Below are 18413 nucleotides of genomic sequence, written 5' to 3'. Positions count from 1 at the left end.
CAACCCATGCATACCGACGCGAAAACAAGAAAAGGCCAAAAGCGCCAAGAACCACCCCCTCCGCGATAGCATCAAAAACCACAACAAAGCAAACCCAAACACCAAAGAAATACATATCAGATTTCGTTAGTTTGCCGCAGATGGAACCCTGCCTAAACTCCACATCCATCTTGTTATGACAAGCCAACCATGCCCCGAACGAATCTGGTGGCGCTTTCCCCCCAGCCGCTCTATGTCCAGATCAAGGACACACTGCGCGAGCGCATCCTGAACGGCACCTATGCGCCGCACAGCCAGATGCCCTCCGAACACGAGCTATGCGCCCTGTTCGGCGTCAGCCGCATCACCGTGCGCCAGGCGCTGGGCGATCTGCAAAAGGAAGGCCTGGTCTTCAGGCTGCACGGCAAGGGCACGTTCGTCTCCAGGCCCAAGGCATTCCAGAACGTGACCTCGCTGCAAGGCTTCGCGGAAGCGATGTCGTCGATGGGCTACGAGATCGTCAACCAGTTGCGCAGCTTCAGGATCATCAAAGCCGATCGCCACGTCGCGCAGCGGCTCAATCTCCCGGAAGGCGCGCCGGTCACGGAAATCCACCGTGTGCGCATGCTCAATCGCGAACCGGTGTCGCTAGAACTGACGTGGGTGCCCGAAGCGCTCGGCAAGCGGCTCGCCAACGCCGACCTCGCTACGCGCGACATCTTTCTGATTCTCGAGAACGACTGCGGCGTGCCGCTCGGCCATGCCGATGTGTCGATCGACGCGATTCTCGCCGACGACGACATCGCCCGCGCCCTGCGCGTGGAAGACGGCAGCCCGGTGCTGCGGATCGAACGCCTGACGCACGACGCATCCGGCAATCCCATCGACTACGAATACCTGTATTTCCGCGGCGACGCCTTCCAGTACCGGCTGCGCATCGACCGCCAGAAAACCCGTGCAAGGGGAAGGAAAGCGCAATGAATACCGAAGTGCTCGAATACGACATCGTGGTCGTCGGCGGCGGCACGGCCGGCCCAATGGCGGCAATCAAGGCCAAGGAACGCAACCCGGCGCTCAAGGTGCTTCTGCTCGAAAAAGCCAACGTCAAGCGCAGCGGCGCAATCTCGATGGGCATGGACGGCCTGAACAACGCCATCATTCCCGGCCACGCCACACCCGAGCAGTACACCCGCGAGATCACCGTCGCCAACGACGGCATCGTCGACCAGGAGGCCGTCTATGCGTATGCGCGCCACAGTTTCACGACCATCGAGCAACTCGACCGCTGGGGCGTGAAGTTCGAGAAGGACGGCAACGGCGACTACGCCGTGAAGAAGGTCCATCACATGGGCGCCTACGTGCTGCCCATGCCCGAAGGACACGACGTGAAAAAGATCCTCTACCGGCAGCTCAAACGCGCGCGCATCGAGATCACGAACCGCATCGTCGCCACGCGGCTCATGACCGACTCGCAGGGCCGCGTAAGCGGCGTGCTCGGCTTCGACTGCCGCACGGCGCAGTTCCACGTGGTGCGCGCCAAAGCCGTGATCCTCTGCTGCGGCGCGGCTGGCCGCCTCGGCCTGCCCTCCTCCGGCTACCTGATGGGCACTTACGAGAATCCGACCAATGCCGGCGACGGCTATGCCATGGCGTACCACGCGGGCGCCGCCCTCGCGAATCTGGAATGCTTTCAAATCAATCCGCTCATTAAGGACTACAACGGACCGGCATGTGCCTATGTCACCGGGCCGCTGGGCGGCTTCACCGCGAACGGCAAGGGCGAGCGCTTCATCGAATGCGATTACTGGAGCGGCCAGATGATGTGGGAGTTCTACCAGGAACTGCAGAGCGGCAATGGTCCCGTGTTCCTGAAGCTCGACCATCTTGCCGAGGAAACGATCCAGACCATCGAGCAGATCCTGCACACCAACGAGCGTCCGAGCCGCGGCCGGTTCCACGCGGGACGCGGCACGGACTACCGTCAGCAGATGGTCGAGATGCATATCTCCGAGATCGGCTTTTGCAGCGGGCATAGCGCATCGGGTGTCTATGTGAACTCGCGCGCGGAGACGACCGTGCCCGGACTCTATGCAGCAGGCGACATGGCGGCCGTGCCCCATAACTACATGCTGGGCGCGTTCACCTACGGCTGGTTCGCGGGCGCCAATGCGGCCGAATACGTGGAAGGCCGCGAGCACGCGAGCCTCGACGAAAACCAGATCGCCGCCGAACGCGCGCGCATCTACGCGCCGCTCGAGCGCGAAAACGGACTTGCGCCGGCACAGGTCGAATACAAGCTGCGCCGCATGGTGAACGACTATCTTCAGCCGCCCAAGGTCACGCGCAAGATGGAGATCGGCCTGCAGCGCTTCGACGAGATCGCCGAAGACATCGAGTCGATCAAGGCCAACAATGCGCACGAGTTGATGCGCGCCGCCGAGGTGCGCGCCATTCGCGACTGCGCGGAAATGGCGGCGCGTGCCTCGCTGTTCCGCACCGAAAGCCGCTGGGGTCTGTATCACCACCGGGTCGACTACCCGCAGCGCAACGACGCCGAATGGTTCTGCCACACGCATCTGCGCAAGGACGCATCCGGCAGGATGACGAGCGAAAAGCGCGCGGTCGAGCCGTACATCGTCCCGCTCGCGCAAGCGGATCGAGGCGCCTACGATCAGTTGCGCATTCGCGAATCCGCGGAACTCGCCACCGAACACTGAGGAATTCGAATATGTCCTATACGCCGCACGAAATCTTCCAGCGCAGCAGTGCGCCCGTCACGATCGACGAAGACCGCTGCATCGCCGACAAGGGCTGCACGGTCTGCGTGGACGTGTGCCCGCTCGACCTGCTCGCGATCGACGTGAGCAAGGGTAAGGCCTATATGCAATTCGACGAATGCTGGTATTGCATGCCCTGCGAACGCGACTGCCCGACCGGCGCCGTCAAGGTCGACATTCCGTACCTGTTGCGCTAACCGCTGCCACCCCACGACGGTTCCCGAATCGCCTGCCAAACTAACCATGAAAACACGCCAACGGATTCTTCGCCTTCTCGCCGCACCGCTGCTGTTGAGCGCGGCGATCACCGTACACGCGGAGACGATTCGCGTCGCGATCGGCACCCAGGACACCACCATCAACTGCGCGACGGGCGGCCTCCTGATCCGCGAACTGCATTTGCTCGACAAGTATCTGCCGCACACCGGCAAATACGCGAACGTCACCTACGACGTGCAGTGGAAAGATTTCACTTCCGGCGCGCCGCTCACGAACGAAATGGTGGCCGGCAAGCTCGACTTCGGCGCCATGGCCGATTTCCCGGGCTCGCTCAATGGCGCGGCGTTCCAGAAGGCGGGCCGAAAGAGCCTCTTCATCACCGTGCTCGAAGGCAGCACCGAGGGCAGCGGCAACGGCATCGTCGTGCCCGTCAACTCGCCGCTGCATTCGATCGCCGACCTCAAGGGCAAGACGATCTCGGTGCCGTTCGCCTCGACGTCGCATGGCATGCTGCTGCGTGCGATCAAGGCGCAAGGCTGGAACCCCGATACCGACGTGAACATCATCACGCAAGCGCCGGAAGTGGCCGGCAGCGCCCTCAAGGCGGGCAAGATCGACGCCCACGCCGACTTCGTGCCGTTCGCCGATCTGTTCCCGTATCGCGGCATCGCCCGCAAGATCTACGACGGCGCGCAAAGCCATGCGCCCACCTTTCACGGCGCACTCGTCGATGCCGCCTACGCACAGAAGTACCCCGAAGTGGTGGTCGCGTATCTGCGCGCGGCGATCGAGGCGAACCGCCTGATCGCGGAAGATCCCGAAAAATATAGCCTGCTGATCGAGAAGGTGACGGGCATCGAGGCGCCCGTCGACTACCTCTATCATGGCCCGCTCGGCCTGCAAACGCGCGATCTCACCTGGAAGCCCGAGTACCGCCAGGCGGTGGCGACCGCGATCGACACGCTGAAGCTGCTCAAGAAGACGGATGTCAATCTCGATGCGAACACGTTCATCGACGACCGTTACATCCGCGAGGCGTTCAAGGAGTCGGGGCTCGACTATGACGCCGCGCTCAAGAACTACGCGCGGCAACCGCTCGCCGCTAACGACGCGCTGACCGGCAAGCCCATCCGCGATTTCCTCGCAGTCACGCAGGTGTGGGTCGCCAGCGAAACACACCTGCGCAACTATGCGAACGCGGCAGAAGGATTCGCAGCGCTCGCGAAACTCGAACAGTCCGGCAGCAAGGTGCGCGCGGTGTATGTGCAGGACCACGACAGCGGGCAGAAGCTCTTCGCTTCGGACGCGTGGTACGTGCGTGACGCGCATGGCGGCGTCACCGCCTTCCTGCAGAAAGCGGGCGCCGATGTCTATGCACAGCACACGTCTGGCGCCGTCGTCGACTATGCCGCCGCAAAAACAGGCGCCCAGCAGGCCCTCGCTTCGCGCTAACGCGTCGCGCCCTGTCCGCTCGCTCACTGGCTATTTATGAGGAGTCCGCATGTCCGCTACGCTTGACCTCGCAGCCCGGCAACGCCCGGCCGTCCAGCAACCGGCACCAACCGCAGGCGCAGCGCGCCGCGCACCGATGCGCCGCCGCGCATGGCGCGCCGGCTCGATCATGCTGTTCGTGGCCACCTGGCAACTGGCCGTTCATTACCGGCTCTCGCTTGGCATCATCACGTTCGCGAACGTCCCGTCGCCTGCCGACGCCATTCCCGCGCTTTGGGCGCTGCTCCATTCGCCGAAGCTGCCGATGCACCTCGCCGCGAGCCTGACGCGCGTACTGGCCGGCTTCTGCGCGGCGGCCGTGGTCGGCGTCGGGCTCGGGCTCGCGATCGGCCGCTATCGCGCGCTCGAAGATGTGCTGCTGCCGCCGCTCGAAGTGCTGCGGCCAATCCCGGCGGTCGCGTGGATTCCGCTCGCGATCCTGATGTTTCCCTCTTCGGAACTGAGCATGATGTTCATCACGTTCATCGGTGCGCTGTTCCCGATCCTCCTGAACACGATCCACGGCGTGGAAGCCGTCGACCCCCGCCTCGTCGCCACCGCGCGCGGGCTCGGCACCGGCTCGCTGTCGCTCTACACGGAAGTGGTGTTGCCGGGCGCCGCGCCTGCGATCTTCACGGGTCTTTCCATCGGCATGGGCACCGCCTGGTTCTGCCTCGTGACCGCGGAAATGATCGCCGGGCAGTACGGCATCGGCTATTTCACCTGGGAATCGTATACGCTGCAGAACTACGCGGATATCGTCGTCGGCATGGCGCTGATCGGCGTGCTCGGCATGGGCAGCAGCCTCCTCGTCAAGCGCATCGGCGCGGCGCTGACGCCGTGGTACCGCCTGCGGGGAGCACGCCAGTGAACACGCCTGCCGCCATCCACCCGGAAGCCCGCACCAGGGCGCCGGTGTCCCGCGCGCCCGGGCGCATCGACGTGCGTTCGCTGACCGTGGAGGTCGGGCCGCCGCACGCGCGCTTCGCCGCGCTCGACTCACTCGACATCGATATCGCGCCCGGCGAGTTCGTGTGCGTGCTCGGGCCGTCCGGCTGCGGAAAGTCCACGCTGCTCGGCGCCATTGCGGGGCACGTCGCGGCCACGCAGGGCGAAATCGCCGTGGACGGTCTCGCAGTCGAATGCCCGCATCCCGAGCGCGGCCTCGTGTTCCAGCAGCACACGCTGTTCCCCTGGAAGCGTGTGATCGACAACGTGGCCTTCGGCCTGAAGATGAAGGGCGTTGGAGCGAGCGAGCGTCGCCGCGAAGCCGCCGAACTGCTCGCGCTGGTCGGCCTCGCGGGATTCGAGTCGCACTACCCCGCGCAGTTGTCGGGCGGCATGCAGCAGCGTGTGGAAATCGCACGCGTGCTGATCAACCGCCCGCGCATTCTGCTGATGGACGAGCCCTTCGGCGCACTCGACGCCCAAACGCGCCGCATGATGCAGACGCTGTTGCTCGACATCTGGACGCAGATCCGCACGACCGTCGTGTTCGTCACGCACGACATCGACGAAGCGCTGTTTCTCGGCGATCGCATCCTGATGCTCTCGCAACGACCCGCGCGCCTCGTTGCCGATATCGCGGTGCCGCTCGCGCGGCCGCGCAGCGACGAGAGCACGACCGAAGCCGGCTTCATCGACATCAAGCGCCGCTGCCTCGCGTTGCTGCGCGAAGCGGCGTAGCCCCGCAAGCGCCCACCAGACAACTGCCTTTTCCCATGACCGTTTCCGCTCCCATTTCGCCGAACCCGCCGCACCCGAGCGCCGAAGCGAGCGCCCTGCTCGCGCGCCTCGCCGACGCCGACGCCGCCGTGCGCCGCATCGCGCTCTTCGAACTCGCCGATCTCGAAGACGAAACGCTGCTGCCCGCGTTCGTAGCCACGCTGCGCGACGATCCCGCACCAGACGTGCGCCGCGAAGCCGCCGCCGTGCTGGCCTCGTGGGAAGACGACGTCGTCGTCGAAGCGCTCTGCGCGGCGCTGCTCGACACCGACGACGACGTGCGCGAAGCCGCGGCGCAAAGTCTTTCGGAATTGAAAGCCCAGTCTTCGGGCCACGTGCTGCGCCGGTGGGCCGCGCGGCCCGAACCGTTCGTGCGCCGAGCGGCGCTGCGCGGCCTGCGCGAACTCCGCTTCGCGGATGCCTTCGAGCCCGCGCTGCACGCGCTCGCGGACCCTGAGGCCGACGTACGGCTCGAGGCCGTCGCCGTGCTCGGCTGGCTGAAGGAGGAACGCGCGCTGGAGGCGCTCGCCGCGCTCGGCGCCGGCGACGCGCACCCGGAGGTCCGCCGCGCCGCCGTTGGCGCGCTCGGCTTCGCGTCACCGGACGATCAGGCCACGCTCGACGCGCTGCTCACGGCGTTGCGCGACGACGCCTGGCAAGTGCGCGAAGAAGCCGCGACGACGCTTGGCAAGCTGCGTGCCGCGACGGCACTCGCACCGCTTGTCGAAGCGCTCGACGACGCCTACTGGCAAGTCCGGCTGCGCGCGGCTCGCGCGCTCGGACAGCTACGCGATGCGCAAGCGGCCACCGCCGTCGCCACGCTACTCGCGCATTCGATCAGCAATTTGCGCAAGGAAGCGGCGCTCACGCTTGGAGAACTCGGCGCGCGCGCGTCATTGCCGGCGCTGCAGAACGCGCTGCAGGACCGTGATCCCGAGGTGCGCAAGGCCGTGCGCATCGCTATCGGCCAGATCGAGGGTGCAGCGCCATGAACACGCCGCTCGAGGTCCGCAACGACGCCGCCGCGCGAGCGCTCATGCTCCGCTGGCCGGCGGGCGAGACACATCGTGTGGACCACGCCCGCCTGCGCGCGGCCTGCCCGTGCGCAGCCTGCCGGCGCATGCGGCTCGGCGGCGCCGCGCCCGCGGCCGCAGCGGACGTGACGTTGATCGGCATCGAGCCGATGGGCTACGGCGTGCAGTTCGCGTTCAGCGACGGCCATGCACGCGGCATCTACCCCTGGCCCTACCTCGAGCAACTTGGGCGCGAAGAGGTCCGCTAGCTCGCGCCCCGGACCTGACAGCCACCCGGCTCGCTTCAATCTTCGATTAAAGAACGCTCGCGTCGCGCCGATATGCATGCCAAGCCATGCTCGTTTGACCGGCGACCCATCCGTTGACAGAGAATCGAAGAAAAAGATGCGAACCAGAATAACCCGCCTGCTCGTCGGCACTTCCCTCACATCCGCTGCGCTATTGTCAGGATGCGTCCAGTTCGTGCCGGTCAAGGATATGGCCAACGACAAGCCCGGCTATCTCGCGGCGCACTTTGGCGTGGACTCGTTGCCCGCGAGCGTTCGCGAAAAAATGCCGGCAGCGGGCACGCACGTGCTGCCCTTCAAGGTCTTGACGGTGCTCGGCAAGGTGACGGGCCATGTCGGCACGGCGGGAATCGAGCGCGACTTCAAAACCGTGCTGATCAACGCGCAAGACACGGGCATGGTCCAGCAGGTGTATGAAAGCTCGGCGAATGGTGTGCCCGCCGCCGCAACGTTCAGCCTCTCCTACCTCAACATTTACAGCCTGAAAGAGGAAACGGCGAACTACGCGCAGACGGCGGCGTTCATTCCCTTCGTCGCACACGACGCCGACAACAACCAGTTCGCGTTCAAGGCGCCGCAAGAGGACGAAACCTATACCACGACGTTCAAGTTCGGCACGACGGTCCAGATCGTCAACTTCCGGGCACTGACGTGGACCTGTCATACGAGTCGCTACTACCCGGCTTCCCAGTTCAATGCCGCGCTCACCGGCAAGGCGATCGACCTGGACTGCGAGCAGACGAAAGACGGCATCGTCCAGAACAAGACGCGTCGAACGTATCTGACCCAGTACGGCATCGGCCTGACCCGCTCGGTCGCCACCACTGCCGGAAAACTGGACTGGACCTATAGCGGCTTCGACAAGGACGGGCAGCAGACGCTGACGCCGCACGGCCAGGCAGCGCTCGAAAAACCGGTTTGAGGTCGAGACCGTGACGGCACGCGCGTGAGCGTCGGCGCGGTCCTCTTGTCACGCATCCCGCCTGTTCGAAACGAGCAGGTCGGCAATCGCACCCGAAAGCGGCAATCCCGGGTGCTTTTCCAGCCAGAAGAACTCGCCGACCGGGTTGACCTCCAGGAAGCAGTGACGGCCGTCGGGAGTGAGGATGAAATCTGCGGCGCCGTAGTTGAGGCCCAGCGCATGCATGAGTTTCAGCAGCCCGTTCTCGACCTCGGGCGGCAATGCGTACGGCTCCCACTCTTCGAGCAGTCCAAGGCCGTCACGGCGCCAGTCGACACTCGTTTTTTCGGACCGCTGCGAATCGATCGACGCGGTGAACACGCGGTTTCCCACGATCGTGGTCCTGAGTTCCAGCGCCTTGGGCATCTGCTCCTGAAAGATGGCCGGGCAATAACGAAGGTCATCGAGGCGCTCGAGGTCTTTGTCGTGAACCGTGCTGGTAAAGACCACTTTCTGCTCGCACTGCTCGTAGATGGCAAACGATGACAGCGTCTTCATGATCATCCCCTGCCTGCATTCGCGTGCAAAGCTGCGCACCGCGTCTGGCGCATTGGTGATCAGGGTGCGTGGAATCGTGAGCCCAACGTCTCTCGCAATCTTCAGCTGAAGCTGCTTGTTATCCGCGCGGCGCAGACGGTGCACGGGATCGAGATGAAATGCGTCGAGGCTGGCAATCATGCCGTGCAGCGTGGCGCGCGACTGATCGATTGCCGCTCGCCTGAGCTGCCGGTCCATCGCCTCGGGAATGCACTGCCCGATGGCGATCCGCCGGTACCACACGGCGGACACCGTGCCCAGGTCCAGCTCGTAGTCCTCGCACGCGATAATCTGCCGTTCCTCCTCACCGCTGTAGTGGCTGGAGAGCCGAATATCGGTGGGAAAGCGGTTGGTATCGAAGCGGTGAGCGATGCCGCCCTGCGCCGCGACAGCATTCATGACCAGCGGGATACTGTCGTTGTCGTTGCTGTGGGTGATGATCAGTACCACGGCCCGTGGGTGCCGTTCGGACATGGTTGCGCTCCTCTATTGAAGGCGCGCGGCGGGATGGCACCCTGCCGCGCGCCCGACGCCGCTCCAGGCATGGCTGCCTGACGATGTACAGCAATACTAAATATGCGCATTTTCGCTATCCGATGGATACGCCATGGTCGTGACCGGCGAGGTGGGAGCGCCGGGCATCTGTCCCATTGGCCACCCCATGTGCCGGAGCATGCCCAGGAAGTCGGGCAATTCGCCGACCGGCATGCCTTCCTGGTCGGACGGCGCCATCATCGTCACGACGGCACCGCCGCGTATGGCCTGCATCTCCGCAGCCGTGAGGTTCCTCGAAAACTGACCTTCGAGGAAATGCGAGAAAAACGGTACGGGTTCCTGATTTTCAATCTTGACGTTAGACATGATGCTTACCTCGCTCGAAGTGTGGGGCCTTTGATAACCACTACGGCGGCACAGGCCGCCGCCACGTCCTGCAACCGCCGTGCCAGCGGTCCGCGCTTCACGGCGGCGCGCCACGGCCTGTCGTGGCGGAGAATGGATGTCGAATCCAGGCCGGAATCGTTGGCTCGAAGCCAACGCGCGGGTACGCAAAGGTGGCCGTTGACCAACAGCACGGCCAGCAGCGTGGCAAACAGCCAGCTACACTACGGGCGCAGAGGCTATTGCAACGCCTGCGAGACAACTGCGCAAACCCCAGGAGGAGCACGCAAATGACGCTTTCAAAGAGAAAATTTGGGCGGACCGGCTGGAATGTGTCCGAAATCGGTTTTGGTGCATGGGCAATCGGCGGCTCGTGGGGCAGCGTTGGCGAAGACGACGCCAAAGCCGCGCTGAACGCCGCGCTCGATCACGGCGTCACGTTCATCGACACCGCCGACGTCTACGGCGACGGCCGCTCGGAGCGCATCATCCGGGACGTGCTGCGCGAACGCGGCGGCGAACGCCCCATCGTGGCGACGAAGCTCGGACGCCGGCTCGACCCGCACGTGACCAGCGCCTATCTGAACAAGCGCGAACTCGAAGGCTTCATCGACCGGAGTCTCGCGAACCTGGGCGTGGACACGCTCGACCTCGTGCAGCTGCACTGCCCGCCGACGGAGGTCTATTACCGCCCCGAGGTGTTCGACGCGATGGACAGCTTTGTCGCCGCCGGCAAAATCCGCTTTTATGGCGTTTCGGTCGAAAAGGTGGAGGAAGCGCTGAAGGCGATCGAATATCCGAATGTGGTTTCAGTGCAGATCATCTACAACATGTTCCGTCAACGTCCTGCCGAGCTATTTTTCCGCGAGGCGCTCAGGAAAAACGTTGCGGTCATTGCGCGAGTGCCGCTTGCCAGCGGCATGCTCACCGGCAAATTGTCCGCCGATTCCGTTTTTGCGGCAGACGACCACCGTGCGTTCAATCGCCATGGCGAGGCATTCGACGTGGGCGAAACGTTCTCGGGCGTGCCGTACGACGTCGCCTTGAAGGCGGTCGATGAACTGCGCGCCCTGGTACCCGTGGACGCCTCGATGGCACAGCTCGCCCTGCGCTGGATACTCATGGAGGACGCCGTCTCCGTCATCATTCCGGGCAGCAAGAACGCGGCCCAGGCGGCGTCGAACGTCTCGGCGGCGAACCTCGCGCCGCTCTCCGACGCGGCGATGCAACGCGTGCGGGACGTTTACGAACAATATATTGCGCCGCACGTCCACCAGCGCTGGTAAAAGCCCTTGCGGTCGAGGCCGCTGGAATTTCTGCGCCCGCTTACTCCATTTTGCTGCGCCCCGATTGTTCGGCTGATCCTGCCAGTCAATTCGCGCCCGGCCGCTTTATCGCGGCGGCGCGGACCTTTAGATTCGTACGCGTCCCCGGCCGATCGCTTCGTACAAGTCGACACGCCGGTTCGATTCGATGCTGCGACTCACAGTAAGGAGAACATGATGGGCAAACTTGCAGGCAAGGTGGCGGTCGTCACGGGCGCGTCGAAAGGCATTGGCGCCGCGATCGCCAAGGCCCTCGCGGCCGAAGGCGCTTCGGTGGTCGTGAACTACGCGAGCAGCAAGGCGGGCGCCGACGCGGTGGTGAGCGCGATCACGGCCGCCGGCGGCAAGGCGGTTTCCGTTGGCGGCGACGTGTCGAAGGCGGCCAACGCGCAAGGCATCATCGGCACGGCTGTCGAAACTTACGGTCGTCTCGACATCCTCGTCAACAACTCCGGCGTCTACGAGTTCGCGCCGATCGAAGAGCTCACGGAGGCGCAATACCGCAAGCAGTTCGACACGAACGTGCTCGGCGTGCTGCTCACCACGCAGGCGGCCGTGAAGCATCTTGGCGAGGGTGCGAGCGTCATCAACGTGAGTTCGGTCGCGACGACGGTTACGCCGCCGACAACGGCTGTCTATAGCGGCACGAAGGGCGCCGTGGATGCGATCACGGGTGTGCTCGCACGCGAACTGGGACCGCGCAAGATCCGCGTGAATGCGATCAATCCCGGCATGATCGAGACAGAGGGCACCCACGCGGCCGGCGTCATCGGCTCGGATTTCGAAAGCCATACGGTCAGCCAGACGCCGCTCGGACGCCTGGGCCAGCCGGACGATATCGCCTCGGCCGTCGTATTCCTCGCATCGGACGACGCCAAGTGGTTGACGGGCGAGCATATCGTCGCCAGCGGGGGCCTGCGCTAAGGCGGGTGGGTGAAACCGGCTGGCGCGAAAAAACGCGTGCGTGCTACTCTCCCGAAGACCGGTCATGTCGCCCTGGCGGCGGCACGACCGGCAACGCTTCGGAACGAGGGGTTTGGCCCAGCCGCTTCATGCGAGTCTCCGACCTTGTAGACAGCCGCACGATCCTGCGCAGCCGGCGACGCTGGCTGTATTTCGGCGTGTTCTGGCTCGGCGCCATCGCGACCGGGCTCGTCGCGGTCGTGTATGCGCGGCTCGTCGACTTCGGTTACTCGCTCTTTGTGCAGATGACAGGCCACAACCGGTGGCTGCCACTCGTCATCACGCCGGCGATCGGCGCATTCTGCGTCTGGGCCACGCGACGCTGGTTTCCGGGTTCCGAGGGCAGCGGCATTCCGCAGGTCATCGCAACGCTGCACGACGTGCGCAAATTCGGCCCGCGCCTGCTCACGCTGCGCATCCTGATCGGCAAGATCGCCCTGTCGTTCCTCGCCATTGTCGGCGGATTCACGATCGGCCGCGAAGGGCCGACCATCCACGTGGGCGCCGCGCTGATGTACAGCCTCCGGCGCTTCTATCCAGCGCGGCTGCGCAGCATGTATGGCGTCGGCCTCGAATACAAGCTCGCGCTCGCGGGCTCCGCCGCCGGCCTTTCTGCCGCGTTCAACGCGCCGCTCGCGGGCGTGGTCTTCGCCATCGAGGAACTCACGCGCAGCTTCGAGGCGCGAACGAGTGGCGTGATCATCGCGGCGATCATCTTTTCGGGCATCGTCTCACTCGCGCTCCAAGGCAACTATGTCTACTTCGGCACCATCGCCATCGGCAGTCATCTGCCCGATCTGCTCGCGGTCGCCGTCATTCTGGTCGGCGTGATTACCGGCCTCGCGGGCGGCGTGTTCTGCTGGCTGCTGCTCAACACCGAGCGATGGATGCCCGCCCGTTTATTGGTTCTCCGAAAGGAACAGCCCGTGGCGTTCGGCGCCGTGTGCGGATTGTTCATCGCCGTAATCGGCGTGGCGAGCGGCGGCAATCTATTCGGCAGCGGCTATGCGGAAGCGCGTGGCATGCTCGAGGGCCATTCGCAGCTCGGCGTCGCGTATCCCGTGCTGAAAATGGCCTCGATGGTGGGCTCGTACCTGCCGGGCACGCCGGGCGGCCTCTTTGCGCCGTCGCTGGCGATCGGCGCCGGCATCGGCAACGTACTGCACATGGTGTTCGGGCAGATGCAGCTGCCGATGCTGATCGCGCTCGGCATGGTCGGTTATCTGGCCGCCGTCACGCAGAGCCCGATCACGGCGTTCGTCATCGTCATCGAAATGATCGACGGGCATGCGCTCGTGATCTCGTTGATGGCGACGGCGCTCGTGTCGAGCCAGGTTTCCAGGCTATTCGCCCCGCCGCTGTACGAAGCCCTGGCGCAACGCTTCCTGAAGCAGTGAAGCGCGCTCACGCCAGTTGACCGGCACGCGCCGTTACCAGCGCAGCAGCCGCGGCCCCAGCCACGCGCCAATGCCGGCGGGCAGCAACATGCCGATCACGTACCAGACGCTCCAGAACGCCGGGCTCATCTCCGGGCAATGCAGGCAATACGCAATGGTCGCGAGCGCGCTCGCAAAGAGCCCGGCTGCCGCGCCCGCCGCGCGCAGACGGGTGGGCGCGAGACCGCGCACGGCCCAGAACACGGCCGCAAACGTGGGCACCGAAAGCAGCACGATATTGAACGGGCACGTGCGCCATGTGTGGCCCATCACGAGCGGCATGCGTTGCGCGGGCGCCGCGTCGCCCAGCGCAAGCCACGCGCCCGCCAGCACGGCGACGAACGGCAGCGCCACCAGCGCCCACGCATAGCCGCCGCGCCGGCCCGGCCGCCCGAGGCGGCTGACCGCGAGCGCGGCAGCGGCCGCGACGCACAACGGGAACGCGACCTTCGCCCAGAAGATCGGCGTGTGCATGACACTCATGAGATCGTGCCGCACGCCGAACACCACGCTCATCAGCACGACCGAGCCCGCAAAACCGAGCGCCAGCGCCCGCGCGAAGCGGCGCAGCACCGCCTTGCGGTCCACGCGCGCATCGCCGGCGGCGAGCAGGTTGATCAGATCGTCGGTTTTCATCGCGCTCCCCTGATGCGCGCGGCAAGCGCCTTCAACCCGCGATGAATGCCCACTTTGACCGCCGATTCGGAGAGTCCCGTGAGCTTCGCCGTTTCCACGACCGAAAGCCCTTCGAGCTTCACGTGGACGATCGGCAGGCGCTGCTTGTCGGGCAATTGCTCGAGCAGCTTGCCGATATCGCGGCGCGCCTGCGCGGGTTCGTCGTCGGGCGCGGCGAAGAGATCGGTGTGATCTTCGAGCGGGTCGTTGAGCACGTCGCGGCGTGCGCGCGAGCGGAAAAAGTCCATCAGCTTGTAGCGGGCGATCGCGTGCACCCAGGCCGTGAGTGGTTCGTCGGGGCGCCATGTGTGACGCGCGTTGTGAACCGCCAGCAGGATCTCCTGCACGAGGTCCTCGACGTCGTCGCGCAACTGCGGGATGCGGCGGCGCAGGTAGCCGCGCAAATGGCGCGTGAGTTCCTCGAGGAAGTCGCGATACGCTTGCGCGTCGCCTTCCAGGCCGCTGACGAAAAGCGCTTTGAGACGGGTTTCCGCGGAGTGCAAAGGTCGTCCTGGATGGTCGCGACGAATGGTTAACGGGCTTGCGGGCATGGTGCTCGCCGGGTCTTGCAATGGTGAGCTTTCAAACTGATTACGAACGCCGCCGCTTTCGCGTCCGTTCGCGTGAGCGTAGCCGAACGCTTCGCGCCCCGCAACGGCATGCGCTGCCCCGGCGCGCGCGCCGGGCGTCGCCCCTTCCGTCATCGCCGCCCATGTGCCGGTCAAACCCACCTTCTGCCTCTTTCGCGTAACGCGAGCGTGCGCCCGTTGCGGGTAGTTCGTTCGCCATGCCCGTTGGGTTACAGCCTCGGCGACTTATTTTTAGCCGCCCCGGTCGCGCGAATTTATTCTCGACGCGATGTAACCGGCACGCGCGCCACAGCGAATTCACTGTCAACTCTGCGCTAACCAGGAATCGCCATGCACACGTCGATCGGTGAATCGCCCGCACTTGCCGCCAGCGTGCGCCGCCCGCGCGCCATCCAGCCGCTCTGGCTGCGCGTCACGCATTGGCTCAACGCGCTCGCGGCGCTCGTCATGATGTTCTCCGGCTGGCGCATTTACGATGCATCTCCCGTGTTCGCGGGCTTCGTCATTCCCACCTCGGTCACCCTCGGCGGCTGGCTCGGTGGCGCACTGCAATGGCATTTCGCGGCAATGTGGCTGCTGTTTTTCAACGGCCTCTTCTATCTCGCCATGAATCTCGCCACCGGCCGCTGGCGCACGAAGTTCTTCCCGCTGAGCCCGCGCGCCGTGCTGCACGATCTGCGCGCCGCGCTCACGGGCCGGCTCTCGCACGCCGACCTGAGCCAGTACAACGCCGTGCAGAAACTCGCCTATCTCGTTGCGATCGCCGACCTCGTCGTCCTCGTGCTGTCGGGCCTTGCGATCTGGAAGTCGGTGCAGTTTCCGCTGCTGCGCGAGTTGATGGGCGGATACGACCGCGCGCGCGTCGTGCACTTTTGCGCGATGTCCGTGCTTGCGGCGTTCGTGCTCGTTCACGTGACGATGGTCGCGCTCGTGCCGCGCTCGCTGCTCACCATGCTGCGCGGACGCTGAACAGGCCGACCGATGCCATTCGAGTCACTATCCTTCGATATCGATAAGGATTCCAGATGAACACGCAAGACCGCAAGATCATCGCAATCGACCGCGCGGCGATTCTTGCCGATGCACGGCGCGAACTCGACATGCCGTCACGGCGCCTGTTCGGCAAGCGCATGCTCACGCTCGGCGGTCTTTCGCTGCTGACCGGCTGCACGATCACCGACGACGCCTCGGTCAACACGTTCCTCAGCGCCGTTTCCCGGCTCAACGATCGCGTGCAGGCATGGCTGTTCGACCCAACCCGGCTCGCACCCACCTACACCGAAGCCCAGATCACGCGGCCCTTCCCCTTCAACGCGTTCTATAGCGAGAGCGAGGCGCCCGTGGTCGATGGCGGCGACTATCGGCTCAGGCTCAGCGGGCTCGTCAAGGGCCAGCGCGTCTGGACGCTGCCCGAGTTGTACGCGCTGCCGCACGCCGAGCAGATCACGCGGCATATCTGTGTCGAAGGCTGGAGCGCGATAGGCCGCTGGGGCGGCACGCCATTCGCGCATTTCCTGCGCCGGGTCGATGCGGATCTCACCGCGAAATACGTGGGCTTTCGCTGCGCCGACAACTACTACGAAAGCATCGACATGGCCACGGCGCTGCATCCGCAGACCTTGCTCGCTTTCGACTACGACGGCGAGCGCCTGCCGGCGAAATACGGCTATCCGATGAAGCTGCGCATGCCGACGAAGCTCGGCTACAAGAACCCGAAGCACATCGTCGAGATTTTCGTCACGAATACGTATCCAGGCGGCTACTGGGTCGACCAGGGCTACAACTGGTTCGGCGGTTCGTGACGTCTTCCTGCCGCCGCCTGATACGCCACTTCATGCGACGGCTCCATTTCACTTCCGCCCGCAAAAGGGGCAACGGTTTTTTCCACCCAGCAAGGAGCAATGCAAATGAACACGATCCGATTCGCAGCCATCGCCATCTCGGCCGCCCTGTTGAGCATGAGCGCGGGGGCATTCGCGCAGGCTAGCGGCGCGATGTCGAACGACGCCATGTCGAAGGACTCGATGCAGAAGGACACCATGGGCAAAGGCGCCATGTCGCACGATACAATGAGCAAAGGCGGTGCGATGAGCCATGATCAGATGAAAAAGCCGATGAAGCACGACGCCATGGGCATGGATCACCCGGCATCGGGCGCCATGGCGCATTGAACCGTCGTAACGCGCTCCCGGCGTAGCTTGCGCCAGGAGCGCAGCGCGCGCGCCCCGGCACAATGCGCAAGCGATGCACGATTTCCGCGGGGCCGCACACCCTGCACCGGGAGTATGTGATGGGAAGCGAATGGCAACGCCGCCTGAAACTATTCGTTCAGCGCTTCTGGCAGCCAACCAGTGCGTGCATGACCTGCATGCCGGGGAGCTGGGGCAACATCATGAGCCTGCCCCATTGGACCATCGCATTCAAGACGGGACTGTTCACCGGCGCGCTGGCCGTGCTGCTCACCTTCACGCCAGCAGCGAAGTGGTACGCGAATCGCTATGGCAACGCGCTGCTGGTGGGCTGCCTGACCATACTCGGCGATGCCTACGCGCACACGAGTCACTATCGCATTCATGTTCTCGAACACATTGCGACGGGGGTCGTGTCGGGCCTGATCGCGCTCGCAGCGTCGTATCTGTTCGACGAGCGCGCGCGCCGCATACGCACGCTATGGGCGCGCCTGACCGGGTGATTCACGAGGCGAAGCGGGCGAATGCGGGCAACGACAGCGGTTCGATGCGCTGAACCGGCAACGTGCCCGCCGCGATTTGGCTCCGCGTGTCAAAAGGCCCGTCACTGCGTCTTCGCCAAATCCTGTCCAATCATCGCCACCACGGCTTGCTCGCACGCTTTGAGCCCCGTCACCGACTGATCGAACTGATCCTCCAGATTGCCGAAACTTCCGTAGCGGTACGCGACATCGCTGTCAATGTGCACGCTGTTGGCCTTGATGTCGTAGCCGCAAGCGTAGGTCCTGTAATACATGTCCTGTTTCGTTTTTGCATCCAGCAAGCGGGCGCGAACGACGACCCATGGGACGAAATCGACGGATTCAGGCGGCGATACATAGCCGAACGACGCAAACCACACATTGAGGATGGCATCGGCGTCCGTATGAACTTCGGAGTAGTCGTCCGATTTGCCGTCCGCCGAAACCTTGACCTTCTGGTCGGTCAGCGTGACGACCTGATACCCGTCCGTGGTCAGGCGCGAGACGATCCCATCGCTGGCCAGCGGTGCGAACTCGATCTTCTGTTCGGCGATTTTCTGCGTGTAAGTCTTCGAATGGCTGCTGTTGATGCCAGCCTGCACCAGTCCGCCAAGCAGGCCAAACGCCCCCGCTGCCCCGCCCAGATTCCACACGTTCTCTGCCGCTGGCTCGTTCATCTTCAGCAGCGCGATGGAATGCAGTTTTTCGCGATTCTGAGCCGCGAGTTCGCTATTGGGCAAAGACGCACAGCCCGCCAGAAGCGTCATGCCAATCGCGCAAGCGGCAACCCCGGCCCTTGAAATGTATTCATTTTTCATAACGCGC

21 protein-coding genes are annotated in these 18413 nt (G+C 64.5%); 16 read left to right on the top strand and 5 right to left on the bottom strand.

Annotated elements, in window-relative coordinates; all coding sequences use genetic code 11:
- Window positions 1–189: 189 nt before the first annotated feature.
- From AB4Y35_RS33220 to AB4Y35_RS33180, 9 genes are all read left to right on the top strand, one after another.
- Entirely contained in the window at window positions 190–960 is a 771-nt protein-coding gene (locus AB4Y35_RS33220) for a GntR family transcriptional regulator (RefSeq protein WP_368707757.1), read from the top strand.
- On the top strand, window positions 957–2696 hold the full coding sequence (locus tag AB4Y35_RS33215; RefSeq protein ID WP_368707756.1) for a fumarate reductase/succinate dehydrogenase flavoprotein subunit: 1740 nt from the start codon (window positions 957–959) through the stop codon (window positions 2694–2696). The genes AB4Y35_RS33220 and AB4Y35_RS33215 overlap by 4 nt, the downstream gene beginning before the upstream one ends.
- Window positions 2697–2707: 11 nt before the next feature.
- Entirely contained in the window at window positions 2708–2953 is a 246-nt protein-coding gene (locus AB4Y35_RS33210) for a ferredoxin family protein (protein WP_069266595.1), read from the top strand.
- Between the two features lie 46 nt (window positions 2954–2999).
- Entirely contained in the window at window positions 3000–4427 is a 1428-nt protein-coding gene (locus AB4Y35_RS33205; RefSeq protein WP_368707755.1) for an ABC transporter substrate-binding protein, read from the top strand.
- Window positions 4428–4476: 49 nt separating this feature from the next.
- The gene (locus tag AB4Y35_RS33200; RefSeq protein WP_368707754.1) at window positions 4477–5337 is read left to right on the top strand and encodes an ABC transporter permease; all 861 of its coding nucleotides are present in this window, start codon (window positions 4477–4479) and stop codon (window positions 5335–5337) included.
- Between the two features lie 44 nt (window positions 5338–5381).
- On the top strand, window positions 5382–6152 hold the full coding sequence (locus tag AB4Y35_RS33195) for an ABC transporter ATP-binding protein (RefSeq protein WP_368707817.1): 771 nt from the start codon (window positions 5382–5384) through the stop codon (window positions 6150–6152).
- Between the two features lie 35 nt (window positions 6153–6187).
- Complete coding sequence (locus tag AB4Y35_RS33190) at window positions 6188–7183, top strand: HEAT repeat domain-containing protein (protein ID WP_368707753.1); 996 nt, start codon at window positions 6188–6190, stop codon at window positions 7181–7183.
- On the top strand, window positions 7180–7473 hold the full coding sequence (locus AB4Y35_RS33185) for a gamma-butyrobetaine hydroxylase-like domain-containing protein (protein WP_368707752.1): 294 nt from the start codon (window positions 7180–7182) through the stop codon (window positions 7471–7473). The genes AB4Y35_RS33190 and AB4Y35_RS33185 overlap by 4 nt, the downstream gene beginning before the upstream one ends.
- Window positions 7474–7687: 214 nt before the next feature.
- The gene (locus tag AB4Y35_RS33180) at window positions 7688–8434 is read left to right on the top strand and encodes a hypothetical protein (RefSeq protein ID WP_368707751.1); all 747 of its coding nucleotides are present in this window, start codon (window positions 7688–7690) and stop codon (window positions 8432–8434) included.
- A gap of 48 nt (window positions 8435–8482) precedes the next feature.
- Here the strand turns inward: AB4Y35_RS33180 and AB4Y35_RS33175 are convergent, their stop codons facing one another.
- Both AB4Y35_RS33175 and AB4Y35_RS33170 read right to left on the bottom strand, forming a co-directional pair.
- Window positions 8483–9484: an MvdC/MvdD family ATP grasp protein gene (locus AB4Y35_RS33175; protein WP_368707750.1), complete on the bottom strand. Its 1002-nt coding sequence runs from the start codon at window positions 9482–9484 to the stop codon at window positions 8483–8485.
- Between the two features lie 96 nt (window positions 9485–9580).
- Window positions 9581–9871 (bottom strand): microviridin/marinostatin family tricyclic proteinase inhibitor, encoded by a 291-nt coding sequence (locus AB4Y35_RS33170; protein WP_324159342.1) that lies wholly within the window; start codon window positions 9869–9871, stop codon window positions 9581–9583.
- A gap of 308 nt (window positions 9872–10179) precedes the next feature.
- Between AB4Y35_RS33170 and AB4Y35_RS33165 the strand changes: the two genes are divergently transcribed.
- The 3 genes from AB4Y35_RS33165 to AB4Y35_RS33155 all read left to right on the top strand — a co-directional run bounded on the left by AB4Y35_RS33165 (window position 10180) and on the right by AB4Y35_RS33155 (window position 13574).
- Window positions 10180–11175: an aldo/keto reductase gene (locus AB4Y35_RS33165; RefSeq protein WP_368707749.1), complete on the top strand. Its 996-nt coding sequence runs from the start codon at window positions 10180–10182 to the stop codon at window positions 11173–11175.
- A gap of 216 nt (window positions 11176–11391) precedes the next feature.
- Entirely contained in the window at window positions 11392–12138 is a 747-nt protein-coding gene (locus AB4Y35_RS33160; protein WP_368707816.1) for a glucose 1-dehydrogenase, read from the top strand.
- A 128-nt stretch (window positions 12139–12266) separates the two neighbouring features.
- The gene (locus tag AB4Y35_RS33155) at window positions 12267–13574 is read left to right on the top strand and encodes a chloride channel protein (RefSeq protein WP_368707748.1); all 1308 of its coding nucleotides are present in this window, start codon (window positions 12267–12269) and stop codon (window positions 13572–13574) included.
- Between the two features lie 33 nt (window positions 13575–13607).
- Here AB4Y35_RS33155 and AB4Y35_RS33150 read toward each other — a convergent pair whose 3' ends face one another.
- On the bottom strand, window positions 13608–14249 hold the full coding sequence (locus tag AB4Y35_RS33150; RefSeq protein ID WP_368707747.1) for a DUF1109 domain-containing protein: 642 nt from the start codon (window positions 14247–14249) through the stop codon (window positions 13608–13610).
- The gene (locus AB4Y35_RS33145) at window positions 14246–14791 is read right to left on the bottom strand and encodes a sigma-70 family RNA polymerase sigma factor (RefSeq protein ID WP_324159364.1); all 546 of its coding nucleotides are present in this window, start codon (window positions 14789–14791) and stop codon (window positions 14246–14248) included. Before AB4Y35_RS33145 ends, AB4Y35_RS33150 begins: the two co-directional genes overlap by 4 nt.
- A gap of 417 nt (window positions 14792–15208) precedes the next feature.
- Here AB4Y35_RS33145 and AB4Y35_RS33140 point away from each other — a divergent pair, with 417 nt between their 5' ends.
- The 4 genes from AB4Y35_RS33140 to AB4Y35_RS33125 all read left to right on the top strand — a co-directional run bounded on the left by AB4Y35_RS33140 (window position 15209) and on the right by AB4Y35_RS33125 (window position 17570).
- The gene (locus AB4Y35_RS33140; RefSeq protein ID WP_368690768.1) at window positions 15209–15847 is read left to right on the top strand and encodes a cytochrome b/b6 domain-containing protein; all 639 of its coding nucleotides are present in this window, start codon (window positions 15209–15211) and stop codon (window positions 15845–15847) included.
- Between the two features lie 56 nt (window positions 15848–15903).
- Window positions 15904–16680, top strand: a complete 777-nt coding sequence (locus tag AB4Y35_RS33135) for a molybdopterin-dependent oxidoreductase (protein ID WP_368690767.1) — start codon at window positions 15904–15906, stop codon at window positions 16678–16680.
- A 105-nt stretch (window positions 16681–16785) separates the two neighbouring features.
- Window positions 16786–17049, top strand: a complete 264-nt coding sequence (locus AB4Y35_RS33130) for a pentapeptide MXKDX repeat protein (protein ID WP_342924670.1) — start codon at window positions 16786–16788, stop codon at window positions 17047–17049.
- A gap of 119 nt (window positions 17050–17168) precedes the next feature.
- On the top strand, window positions 17169–17570 hold the full coding sequence (locus tag AB4Y35_RS33125) for a hypothetical protein (RefSeq protein ID WP_368707746.1): 402 nt from the start codon (window positions 17169–17171) through the stop codon (window positions 17568–17570).
- A 101-nt stretch (window positions 17571–17671) separates the two neighbouring features.
- On the opposite strand, the gene AB4Y35_RS33120 is transcribed toward AB4Y35_RS33125, so the two are convergent.
- Window positions 17672–18406, bottom strand: a complete 735-nt coding sequence (locus tag AB4Y35_RS33120) for a hypothetical protein (RefSeq protein ID WP_368707745.1) — start codon at window positions 18404–18406, stop codon at window positions 17672–17674.
- Window positions 18407–18413: the final 7 nt, after the last annotated feature.

This window comes from Paraburkholderia sp. EG286A (assembly GCF_040965375.1).
In the GTDB taxonomy this organism is placed as follows: domain Bacteria; phylum Pseudomonadota; class Gammaproteobacteria; order Burkholderiales; family Burkholderiaceae; genus Paraburkholderia.
This window is presented reverse-complemented; position numbering and strand designations above follow the sequence as displayed.